The organism is Symmachiella macrocystis (genome assembly GCF_007860075.1).
Taxonomy (GTDB): domain Bacteria; phylum Planctomycetota; class Planctomycetia; order Planctomycetales; family Planctomycetaceae; genus Symmachiella; species Symmachiella macrocystis.
On the sequence record NZ_SJPP01000001.1, the window covers coordinates 2,157,400 to 2,169,692 of the forward strand.

Consider the following 12,293-nt stretch of genomic DNA (forward strand, 5'->3'; position numbering starts at 1 on the left):
TGGAGAGGCGAGAATGACCAGTTCAGTTTACGGATTAGCTGGAGAGCCATTTGTTCAGGACTGCCGCAGCCATCTCGGGATTGTCTTTGACAAGAAGTTGCACATCATCTCGACGCGAGGGGGGCAGGACTTCCACCTCGCGAACCGGTTCTTCTGGTTCATCCGGTTTGGGAGGATTCAAAATGGCCTCAATATCCGGTTCCGGCGCGGGTGGTACGGCTTTCATGCTGCGATTGAGCATAAACAACGCCGCCAATGCGAATAGGCCCAAGCCAACACTACGGCCGTAGGAATTCACCATCCCGCCTGCGGTATCCATGATTCCCGGTCCTTCCACCACTTCAGGAGACGACCACGGCGCACGGATCACGGTCACCAACGATGTCGGGTCTTCACTGGGAGGAGCGGTCACCAGCTTAGAGACCAATTCCGTCACGCGCGGTTTAATTTTTGTTTCTTCAGCCGTGACCTTGGCTTGATACGCCGCCTTATCTTCCTCCGAAGCCTCAGATCCCGGGGCAAGGATACCGTCATCTGCCAAGCGCTCTCGATAATAGCTTTCGGGAATGGTAATCGTGGCGGTCGAGGAGACTGGTCGCAGACCTTGAATCACACCGTACGATTCCTTGCCACCAGTGATGCTGTTCTTCTGGGATTCATCGAGTTGAAATTCCCGCTCCTGCGCCGGTTTCGCGGTGGCACGAACTTCGAGAGGTGTATTGCCCACGACGCCCGGTTGGTCACTCCGTTTGTTCTCGCGAGAATTCTCCGTTTTGGACAACGTCGTTTGTTCGATCACGATCGGCTTGGCGTCATAAGAAACGGTGCGTTCCGTCGTGGCTTCTTCTTTTTCCAGTTTGACGGCAACGGTCACCACCACACCGCGAATGAAGCTCAGCGCGCTTTGAATTTTTTCCTGCAGCAACGATTCTTCTTCGTTGCGGCGTTGGAAATACATATCGTTGGAGTCAATGTCCTGAGGATTGTATGCGCGATTTGTGCCCAAGTTGATCACGGAAACGCTGTCGGGACTAATACCGACCGTACCGGCAACCAAGACTTGCATTGACTTGCGTTCGTGAGGCATCAACTCGCGGTCCCCCGCCATCCGCACCGAGACGATTCCGGTACGGGATTTACTCGGACCGAAATGTCGTTGGCGTTCCTTTGGCGGCCAGTTTACCGTGGCCTCGTGGACACCATCCATGTTGAGAATTTGTTGGCGGACCTGTTTTTTGCGGCCCTCTTCGGTTTTTTCTTTGCGTGCATCCCCCGACGACCAGGGGCTTTCATCCTGCAACACGTTGATGACAATATCCGAGATTTCCGGCGGAAGCCCGCCCTGCCCTGCGAGTGCTTTGGAAAATTCCGCTTCGCGCCCCTTGGGGACGACGATATCGATGCCTTCCAGATCCCAGCCCGACAAACCGGTGGAAACCATCGCTCTGTGCACCGATTGCAGCTCGTGCGGTTTCAGAGCGATCCCGGGGAATAACGGCACGTGATCCGACCCCGAGCCTTTGTAGGAATAGATCAGCGGCGCCGCGATCAGCAGCGCCACGATCATCGTGTACGTTCCTTTTTGGCTGGGGCTAAAGGACTGCCACAGATCGCCGATCTGTTTGAATATGTTTTGAATGCCGTCCATGGCGTTTATTGAAGTTTTCTAGGTGAAGAGAAGAGCGAGTGAGAACAACTGCGGTTTTTTATCAGCGGTTAAAACCGCATGTCCTTGATTTCGTTGTAGGCGTCGACCATCTTGTTGCGAATTTGGATCATCGTACGGAACGCCAATTCCGCTTTTTTCATAGCCATCATGGCGTGGACCTGAGTGTCCTCATCACTGACGAGCGACGACTCAATGGCCGCATAGGCTTGCTTTTCCTGCATGCCGACCTGGTTGATGGAATTCAATAAAGCTTCTTGAAAATTAACCTGCGGCGCATCGGCACCGGCTGCGCCGCCGACAGCGCCCCCAATGGGCGCGTGCGGCATTTTCGGCATGGCCGGAAACAAGTTCGATTGAAATCCACCAATGGAACCGGGCATCGTCTGTTTCAATTAAAAGGGGTGGTTGGATGAAGCGTTAGAAATGAATCAAGGCCTTGCAACTAAGCCAGGATCTCCAGCGATTTGTTGAACATGGTTTTGGACATTTCCACAGCCGAGATATTCGCTTCGTACGCACGACTGGCGGCGATGGCGTTGACGAATTCGGTCACGATATCAAACGCGGGATACGCCACCATACCGGTTTCCTTGTTCGCGTCGGGATGGCCGGGATCGTAGACCATTCGTGGCGGCGATTCATCCAGTTTGACTTCGTAGGACACCGGCACACCGCGGGTCATCCCGTCACTTTGTGATGTGTCGGCACTGAAGTTGACGTACCGCCGCTGATACGAGCCGCCATCAGGTTCGCGAGTTGTGTTCACGTTGGCGATATTGCCGGCAATGGTATTCATCCATTGCCGCTGGGCGGTCAAGCCGCTGGTGCTGATGTCGAGTGTTTTGAACATGGTTTTGCCGTTAAGAAAAAAAGTGTTAGACCCGTTCGGAAATCACTTGCTGTAACAAGGCCATTTGAGCATTAATGAATTCGATCGCGTAACTTTGCAGCATCCCGTTTTTAGTCATCTCCATCGCTTCTTCTTCGATGCTGCGATTGTTGCCGTCTTGAAAGGTCAAGTTATAGGGTGAGGCTTGGACCGCCTCGAAGATTTCCGGTGTGAACAACTCAGCCATGTCGGGTTGTGTGGTTTGGCCGCCGCCCGCAAGCCCCGGAGAGGGAAAAGGAGGCATCGGGTATTGGCTTTGGGATTGTTTGGGTTGGCTTCGCTGCTTAATGGCTTCCCGCAGCAGAGACTGGAACTTCTTAACGTCCAAATCCCGCATGCGGTAATCGTCGGTGTTGATGTTGGCCATATTGCCAGCCAAGATTTCCTGGCGGCGTTCGGTGAACGAGGCCACTTGTTCCAGCAACGGAACCGTGGTCGACTGCAATATTGAATTGATCATGACATGAACCTTTCGTTACGCAGCTCGTTTGAACGGTTGATTGGATCCGGGGCCGCCTCGTGGCGGATAGCCGTAATCTCGCAGTTTTCCGGAGAGCGTTCGCAGGCCGATCTGCAACGCTTGTGCCGTTTTTTCGCGGTTGCCGGCAAAACGCGCGAAGGTCGATTCGATGAGTTTGCGTTCCATCTCCTTCAATGACATGCCGGATTCGGACGAGTTGTGGTCTTGCGTCGGAGCGGCCAACCAGGGACGAATCAGTTCCGGAGTCAATTTAGGACCGCAGTCGATGGCACAACCCCGCTCGATGAGGTTTTCCAATTCCTGAACATTTCCCGGCCATGCGTAGTTGGCCAGAATATCCATGGTGGCCGCCGGAATCCGTTTGGCCGGCTTCCCCTGTTTGAGAGCGATGTTGCGGAGAAAATGTTCCGTGAGCGCTGCGATGTCGTCCCGATGATTCTTCAGCGCGGGCGTGGGGAGGATCCGTGATGCGATTTGCTTGAGTAGGTCCTCACGGAATAATCCCTGCCGCGCTTGATGGTCCAGATCGTAGCGGGTTGTGGTGATGATGTGCGTGTCCAGCGGACGGTATTCGGTTGCCCCCAAACGGCGAAACCGCCGCTCGCGCAACACCTGTGCAAAATCGGCTTGAATCATGAACGCCATTTCGTCAACGTTCTGCACGACCAACGTACCGCCGGCTGCTAAGTCCAGCCGTCCCGGTCGTGGTTCACCACCTCGAAACGAATCGACAGCCGTGTCGCCGAACAGTTCCCGCTCCAAGTGTGCGGCGGTCAAAATCGAACAATCCAGCGTGATGAAGGGACGATGGGCTCGCGATCCCAAATCATGTAAAACGCGAGCCACCAATTGCTTACCGGTGCCCGGTTCCCCTTGAACCAACACGGGCGCGTCCCCTTCGGCACAGCGCAAAGTTCTTAGACGCAATTCGCTAATCGCCGCACTATTTCCGACGATGTCATGTGTTCCCCGTTGTGCAAGTTGTCGCGTCAGGCGGGTGTTCTCCGCAATCATTTCCGCATGTGTCAATACTTGCTGCACGATGCTGTAGAGCATTTCCGGATTCACGGGAGGGGCGATCACCACACAGGGCTGCGACTGCATTTTGTCAATGATTCCAAACGGAGCCGCTGTATGCGCGATGACAATGTGCGGAGTCGATTGCGAACTTGTCACCAGTGCGGTGATTGCCGCAACCGCCGATTCGCTCTCTTCGTGCACGTCGTGAATCACTAAATCGAATTGTTGGCTGCGCAACAATAATTCGGCATCGGCGGGCGAATGGACGGCTGTTGCCCGTGCGCCGAATTCGACAAGCCCATCCACCACGGCAGTTCGGCTGTCAAGCTGATCGCCCACCACCAGCACGTGTGCGGAGAGTGTCCGTTCCTGACGTACGTCAGCCCCGTAGATTTTTAACGGAGAGGCATTCAGATTGTGGTCGTTTCGATGGTCCATGGATTGATTCAATGCAGGTGATTTGAAACGGCGACTAGTATCGTGCGTGGAAATAATGTTGGTCATTGTCCGATGTCCAAACGGCGGTGTGTCGCGGGTGCCAGGCTGTCACGATAAGCTTCGCTCACGCGTCCTCCCTGGTCGAGGTTTTGCAAATCCTGTTGTGTGGCTGCGCGACGTTCTTCAATGCGGTCAGTACTGGCTTGTTCTTGACGGACGAGTTCCGCTAAGTCGGATTCCGTACCGTTGAGCAAGTCCTCACATTGTCGGCGTGTTTCCGTGTCGAGTTCATCGCGTTGCAACTTCCACAAGGCTTGAATGCGCGGCCGATGCTTTGCGTACTCTTCCATTTGATTCAAAACTTTTTGTTTCTTACCCAAGACGACCAACAATTGTGTGTAGTCATCCTCGATGATTAACCGATCCTGATTGTGGGACAATTCCAACAACCGGCTGCAACATTCGCGGTGTGCCGCGAAGATTCGCACAAAGTTGAACGTGGGAGATCCGGTCATAGGATGGTTTCGAAGTAAAGAAAAAAAGGTGGCCGAGACAGAACGTCAGTCGTTAAGCAGAGGGTCGATTGTGCAATTCAATGGCCCATTGCAACCAATCTCTCCATTGGTCCTTATTCAACGCTTCGCTGTGTTCCAGAAAATCCTGGTCGGGGATTTGCTCCAAAATAAATTTCGCCTGCGCCAGCGCCCCGCGGGCGTCCAGGGGACGATTGAGCCGGTCATAACAGTTCGCTTCCTGGACCATGGCCCGCAGCGCATCGGGATGGTTTTGATACCGTCCGGCCGCTTCGCGATAACGAATCACCGCTCCGTGGTAGTCCTGGAAATTGAAGAAGTTATTGGGGATTTCAAAGTAACAGTTCCGCAAAAACTCACGCCCCAATGCGTCGATGCGGCCTGCATCCGATGCCAATAACAATTCTGTCTTCAACCGCTCATAGTTACTGTTGGATTGATCGAGCAGTTGTTTCATCTGGTTGAAAAACTGGTTGCGGGCGTTTTCGGTTTCAGCGGCCTTCATTTTCGTTTGCTGATATTCGGCGCTGCGCTGGCACGCCTTGGCAAGGTAGTAGCGAGCCTCCATCAACATTTTGGTGCGTTCGCGATGGCGCGGGTCGATGGTTGCCTTTGTCGGCAGGTCAAATCGTTTGACATATTCATCCAACCGGATGATGGCTTCATCCCAGCGCCGATACGCGGTGAATTTCAGTTTTTCCGCAGCTTCCTGATCCGTCGCTTCCACCGTCGCCGCTTGCATCGCTATTTCTTCGCAAGTGAGATGCAGCAGTTTTCCCAATCCAAACAGCGCGTCTTGCCATTCCTCCGCTGCAGGTGTCAGTTGGTCGGAAATCAACATTTCGCGCCAAGTTTGTTCCGCCAATTCATGACGATCGGTTTCAAAATAGCACGTTCCGATCAACAGCCGCGCTTGGAAGGCCATGACATGCGTGGGATGGCTGGTAATGACTCTTTGAAAGTGATTCAGTGCATCCTCAAACAAATGAAGTTGCATCAAGACCCGACCCTTGAGCACCAAGGCGGCGGGCAACTGCTTTGTGGGATTCGTATTCAGAAACAACGTGAGATAATTCACAGCGCTTTGATAGTCATGCCCTTTCAAGAAGTGCTCTGCCGCCATCCACAAATCGGTGGGATATTCGGCAGACGTCTTGCGTTCGGCTGCGAGGAGTGCGAATGCTTGCCCGCTACGTACCCAGCGGTTTTCGAGTTCGCTTTGTCGTTGCTGACGTTTCTGGTTGTTGGCAACCGCAAGTTGATCCTCAAGATGCTGTGCGGCCTTTTGATTCGCCAAAGCCCCGTACTCCCGGGCCAAAGCCGAGGGAAACAGTGGAGCCATGTGCTCAGAAAGTGCGATCGAGTGTTGATACAACTCCATCTCGTTCCAGGAATTCCAGGCGTCCAAAATCACACCGCGAAACACCTTGACGTCGATCCATTTGTTACTGAAGTCGCTCGGGTTGTGAACCTGCCGTAAGACATCGTGATAGGTCTCCAACGCCTTTTCATGAAAATTCTGCCGTCTCAAAATGTCCGCCGCCCACAACTGCGCCGCAACAGCTTCGTGTGATCCGCGAAATTGTTTGTAGGTCCGTTCGTAATAATTGCGAGCCGCGTCGTAATGGACGGTTTGATTCGTACGATCTCGTTGGGCCAACCGCTGTTCGCACAATCCCATTAAGTATCGTGCCTGACGTGGAAACTTTTGTCGCAAGCCCTCGCCCGCTTCCACGGGACGCAATTTTTCCAAGGCCTCAGCGTACTTGCCGGCTTTCATCAGCACCTCAGCCCGCAGAATCGTAATTCCGTCGGTTTCCGCGTGGACATCGGCCAAAGCCGCTTCGGCTTCACTCGGTTTGTCCATTGCATACAAAATCTGTGCACGTTGCAAAAAGACACGGTCGCGCTGTTGATCGTTCAGTTCGGGGAGGGCGGCGATAGCGATATTCAGAGCCTGCGCTTTGGCTAGGTCTTCGGTGGTTTTGGAATAAACATAAGTGTCCGCCAGCAATAATCCCGATTCGATCTTGCCGGGGACATAGGATTCAACCGCTTTTTCCAATAGGGGTTGCGCCGCTTTCGCCCGGCCAATGCGATACATGCTCAAGCCGAGTGCGTAGGCCCATTGCGCCTCGTATTCTTCGGTCAAGGCCCGTTCCTGCGCCTCTTCCAAGAAACTCTTGGCCACCAGATATTTTTGTTCCCGGCCTTCGTCTTCGGTCAATTTCTCGGCTTGCCGAAACGCCACGATGCCCAGAATGAATTGGTCGCCGCCTGGAAAATCTGGATCCTGGAAACCTTCTTGCTGGATTTCCTGAGCGATGCGCGCCGCGGGTCCGTCATCTCCGGTTTTTAAAAATTCGAGAGCCGCTATCAATTTCTCGGAGTTCGTTGGCCCTTCCTCGCGTGTGGCGATGTAGATCCCGGCGAACAACAACAAGAAACCGACCGTCGTAAAACCGGCCAATTTCAAATTCGCCGGCGTTACCCAATCCTGCACGCCGCTGGCCACGCCCCGAAACTTGTCCATCAATCTGGCCACAAGCCCCAACGGAGGTTCGAAATCACCGACGTTTTCCAAACCCTCTACGCTCGGCGCATCGGCCAGAGCCGTATCTGATTCCGGTAGTCCGGATTCGGATTGTTGGGGTTCGGTCGCCATGGAGGGACGTCCGCTAAGTTAGGAATGAAACGCGTGACTCATCTTGAATGAATATCCAAGAAGAACGAGTCGCAAATGTTGGTGAAGTGTGGTCGGAATGGAGAGGTGTCTAAATGCCGTCGGAATGCGTGATTGCAGACCTGCCCGCATTCGCGGTGTAGGAAACAGCCTCGCGCAACGGATAGGCAGCGGTCAGACGCGATGCGCCATGGCTGCAGGTTCGTCAATGCGTATATATGTGAGAGAGTGTCTGTGAAGAGGGAGCGTGTAATACCCGCAACCGTTCGATTCTGTCAAGATGGCTTGCGCTGTGAATCGTTATTATACAGCTGCGTCCGACCCCTGTCTCAGAACAGATTTTTCTCTCACAACGGACGGATCAATTGCCCTTGATGGGCTACTTGGAATTGCGTAGTATTCCGCCCCCTCTCTCACTCACATTTTCGACAACTCATCATTTCTGGAACACCGACAAATTCGCGTGGCGCACGTTGCTCGCCCACCGAATTTTATGCGAGGATTTTCTCGTGATCGTACTTCAACAACGAGAAGCTTTGTGGAAACTGCTACCTATGAAATGCGCGTTCACTGTCGTTCTGTTGACACTTTACCTCTCGGGTATCGCCGCGGCCCAGTCGAGTTCGGCCGCTGAATATCAGGTCTATCCGCTACGGCATAAATCGGCGACTGAAGTCGAGAAAATGCTGGAGGAGCTACTGGATAATCTCGACGACACCACGCATTTGGTCGCTGATCGTCAAAACAATCAAATCTTGCTCCGCGGGCCGAAAAACGCTCAACAGATTGCGCAGCAGTTGATCAAATCGGTAGATCGCAATTCGAAGGCAACTACGGCGCCGGTTGAGACGAAGCCGGTTGTCCAATCCTATGCCATCGAGCCTGCCGGACTGCAAGAAGCGGCCGACAGCCTCCGCAAACGATTCCAAGAGAACCGTAAGGTCCGTGTCGCAATTGATGTCGATGCTTCGCGGTTACTCGTTGTGGCACCGCAGCAAATTCATGACTGGATCTCGTCGCGATTGGACGAACCGACACCGCCGCTAGAAATCCAAGAGGTGGAACGGACCATCACGCTCAATGGAGGTCCACAACCACGTCAGCCCGTAGAGCAACCGTCGACCGACCAGCCGCGTGAATTGTTTGTCTCGTTGATCAATTCTCAAGCAGCCGACATCCTGCCAATGTTGCGACAGTTGTTCGGCAAGCGCATGCAACCGATCCGCGTCAACGAAAGTCCCAAACAGAGTTATGTTCTCTCGAAAATTGCCGGACACGATGTCGAAATCACCATCGACCGCCGTCGCAATCAGTTTTTGGTGTATGGACAGGACCAAGCCGTTGCTCAAGTCGCGAGACTCGTACGGGCACTCGATAGTCGCGAGACAACCGAAGGCCGCCGGATTCGTATCCTCGCACTTCGACGCAGTAGTCCTGACAAGGTCGAGGAAGCCGTTCGCGCCTACCGCGGTGAAAAAACCAAACTAAAATCACCAAAAGCTGTCCGTGAAATATCCGGGGATAAAGGGACGCACCTCATCACTGATTCGCAAGTCCGCCCGGCCAATTTTGCCTTCCAAGAAACAGACACCAACAACGATTCCGCCCCGGTACTGGATCCGGACGGACCCATGGACGCCCAGGACGCCGAGCTAGACCGCCAACGCGAACGGTTGCGGGAGTTGGGGACCGATGTCGAAGTCGAAACATTGCCTGATTTGGACGTGATCATTCTGCGGGGACGCGATCGTGACGTCGAAGAAATGACCCGCATCATCAATGAAATTGAACGACTCAGCGCCGAAGCGGAACCGGAAATCGATGTCGTGCTGCTCAAGCATGTCGATAGCCAACAATTATCAACGTTAATCACCGGTGTGCTTCCCGATTTAATCGGTGGCCGACAAGGTCGCGTAGAGCAAACACCGCTGATCACGCCCAATGCACTGCTCTTGATTGGCTGGGGCGAAGCGCTGGAGGTGCTGAAGGAATTGATCGCCTCGCTGGACAGTCCCGTAGACCCCAACTCGCAATTGCGCGTCTTTCGGCTGAAACACGCTCCGGCAGCACAGGCGCAGCAAACCGTACAACAATATTTCACCAATCGTCCGGGATTGGCCGCGTCGGTGCGTGTCACAGCTGACCCGCGCACCAATGCGTTGCTCATCCAAGCAGCACCGCGAGACATGCGGGATGTGGCGCTGTTAATCAGCCGGATTGATGTCGCCGAAAGTTCATCGGTTCACCAGGCTCGAATCTTCTCGTTGAAGAACTCCTTGGCAGCCGACGTCGCCCAAGTTTTGACACAAGCAATTACAGGTGCCGCCGGTGGTGGCGGACAGGCCTCTTCGGTGTTGGAACTGCTGGCGATCGATACGGCTGGCAAAAAAGTCCTCAAATCGGGGCTGTTGAACAATGTTCAAATCACACCCGACCCGCGTAAAAATACGCTCGTCGTTTCCGCACCGCCCGAAAGCATGGAGCTGTTGGGCGAGCTGATTCGCCAACTCGATGAAACACCGGTGGACACCGCACAAATTAAAGTGTTTCGGATCATCAACAGCGACGCGGCCGACTTGGTGCAGATGCTGCGGTCGTTGCTGCCGACACAAACCGGCGCCGGTGCCGGCCCCCAACTCCCCGGTGCCGAAGGGGAAACCTCACTCGCGCCATTGCGATTCGCCATCGACACGCGCACCAACAGTATTATCGCCACCGGTTCGGCGGGTCATTTGCGAATCATCGAAGCATTGTTGCTACGTTTGGATGAACGCGAAGTCAAACTGCGGCAGAATATCGTGTATCGTTTGAAAAACGTTTCGGCGACAGATGTCGCCCGCGCAATTGGCGATTTCTTACGCAGTGAACGACAAATTCAATTGGCGTCCCCGGGCGGTTTGAGTGCTTTTCAACAGATCGAACGCGAAGTGGTTGTTGTGCCCGAACCGGTTGGGAACAACTTGATCGTCAGTGCCACACCACGGTTTTTTGAAGAGATCAAAACCATTGTCGAAAAACTCGACGAACAACCCCCCAAGGTCATGATCCAAGTATTGATCGCCGAAGTCGGCTTAAACGATACTGACGAATTTGGTGTGGAGTTGGGACTGCAAGATTCATTGCTTTTCGATCGCAGCCTGTTGAGCAATCTTACCGATTCACAAACCTTGACACGGACCGCCCAACAATCAACCGACCAAGGAATTATCACCGCGACCGAACAAGAAGTGATTGGAGCTACGTTCGAGCCGGGCTTTGACTTTAATCAGGCGGAACTCGGGAACAGCGGCAGCGCCCGATCGTTAGCGACTGCAGCTTCAGTGGCTGGCCAAGCATTGTCAAATTTTGCCGTGGGGCGCACAAACTCACAACTTGGCTACGGAGGTCTCGTCCTTTCGGCCGGTAGCGACAGCGTAAATATCCTGTTGCGGGCCTTGCACGAGAACAGACGTTTGGAAGTCCTTAGCCGTCCGCAAGTGACGACGCTGGATAATCAGCCAGCCTATATTCAAGTTGGTCAACGCGTGCCCCGCATCACCGGTTCTACAGTCGGGTTGACCGGTACGGTGAATAGTGTTGCATTAGAAAATGTCGGCTTGATTCTCGGCGTCACCCCGCGTATCAGCCCCGAAGGGATGGTGGTGATGGAAATCGACTCCGAAAAATCCGACGTGGGCAGCGATGCAGATGGAATACCCGTCTTGGTCTCCACCGATGGAACGATCGTCAAATCGCCCCGCATCAACGTCATCACGGCTCAGACAACCGTTAGCGCCGCTGATGGCGAAACAATCATTCTCGGCGGATTGATCACCAAACGCACGGAGGAAATTCGTCGCCGCGTTCCTTATCTTTCTGAGCTGCCTCTGCTTGGACAACTCTTCAGCTACGATTTTAATGCCGATCGGCGGACGGAATTATTGATCATTCTCACCCCGCACGTGATCCGTGACCAGCAAGATATGGAACGGGTCAAGATGGAAGAATACGCCCGCATGAGTTGGTGCGCTACCGACGTGTGCGAATTGCAAAATCACGATCCTCTGCTGTGTGGCGAATCGGGCTGCCCGATGTACAACGACGCCATTCCCGTGATATATCCCGACACCGATCCCCGCGGCGAAGGCATAACTCCCGCCCAGCCGGCTTTGATTCCCCAACCGCAAGAAGATGTGATCTATCCTAATTCTAACCCTCAAAGCCGCATCGATCGCCGTTCGGCAGTCCAGTCCTCCTGGGACGATGTCGAAACCTTGTTTCCTGACGACAATCCACAAGGGACGCCGAACCCGAATTTGAATGTCCGGTTACGGCGGATACGAAAAGCACAACCGTCCGATTCTCGTACGGGAATCCCTAAGGTCCTCTACAGCCCCGAAGGTTCCAACGGGCCGATTGTGCCCGATCAAATGACGCGGTAATTGCCTCAATCCTGATTGAATTTGTTCCGTCGACTTCCTATTCGATATGAGTGAAGGTTTCGTCCACGATGTTTATCAAAATCGTTGACAATCGTTTGTCCCATTGGGTTCTCTTAACCTGCGTGCTGGGGTTCAGCGGCTGCGTCGAATTCAAGATGC

The 12,293-nt window shown here is 53.9% G+C and carries 8 protein-coding genes; 1 reads left to right on the forward strand and 7 read right to left on the reverse strand.

Going from position 1 to position 12,293, the window contains the following annotated elements; genetic code table 11:
* Positions 1–34 precede the first annotated feature (34 nt).
* From CA54_RS08440 to CA54_RS08470, 7 genes are all read right to left on the reverse strand, one after another.
* Positions 35–1,648 (reverse strand): hypothetical protein, encoded by a 1,614-nt coding sequence (locus CA54_RS08440; protein ID WP_146370359.1) that lies wholly within the window; start codon positions 1,646–1,648, stop codon positions 35–37.
* Positions 1,649–1,716: 68 nt separating this feature from the next.
* Positions 1,717–2,049: a flagellar hook-basal body complex protein FliE gene (locus CA54_RS08445; protein ID WP_145373654.1), complete on the reverse strand. Its 333-nt coding sequence runs from the start codon at positions 2,047–2,049 to the stop codon at positions 1,717–1,719.
* 62 nt (positions 2,050–2,111) lie between these two features.
* Entirely contained in the window at positions 2,112–2,519 is a 408-nt protein-coding gene (gene flgC, locus CA54_RS08450; protein ID WP_146370360.1) for a flagellar basal body rod protein FlgC, read from the reverse strand.
* A 25-nt stretch (positions 2,520–2,544) separates the two neighbouring features.
* Positions 2,545–3,018 (reverse strand): flagellar basal body rod protein FlgB, encoded by a 474-nt coding sequence (locus CA54_RS08455; RefSeq protein ID WP_146370361.1) that lies wholly within the window; start codon positions 3,016–3,018, stop codon positions 2,545–2,547.
* Between the two features lie 15 nt (positions 3,019–3,033).
* Positions 3,034–4,497: a sigma-54-dependent transcriptional regulator gene (locus CA54_RS08460; RefSeq protein ID WP_197532296.1), complete on the reverse strand. Its 1,464-nt coding sequence runs from the start codon at positions 4,495–4,497 to the stop codon at positions 3,034–3,036.
* 62 nt (positions 4,498–4,559) lie between these two features.
* A complete protein-coding gene (locus tag CA54_RS08465; protein ID WP_146370363.1) occupies positions 4,560–5,012 on the reverse strand; it encodes a hypothetical protein in 453 nt (150 codons plus the stop codon).
* A gap of 52 nt (positions 5,013–5,064) precedes the next feature.
* Positions 5,065–7,695: a tetratricopeptide repeat protein gene (locus tag CA54_RS08470; RefSeq protein WP_146370364.1), complete on the reverse strand. Its 2,631-nt coding sequence runs from the start codon at positions 7,693–7,695 to the stop codon at positions 5,065–5,067.
* A gap of 572 nt (positions 7,696–8,267) precedes the next feature.
* Here CA54_RS08470 and CA54_RS08475 point away from each other — a divergent pair.
* The gene (locus tag CA54_RS08475; RefSeq protein WP_197532297.1) at positions 8,268–12,134 is read left to right on the forward strand and encodes a secretin N-terminal domain-containing protein; all 3,867 of its coding nucleotides are present in this window, start codon (positions 8,268–8,270) and stop codon (positions 12,132–12,134) included.
* The last annotated feature ends 159 nt before the right edge of the window (positions 12,135–12,293 follow it).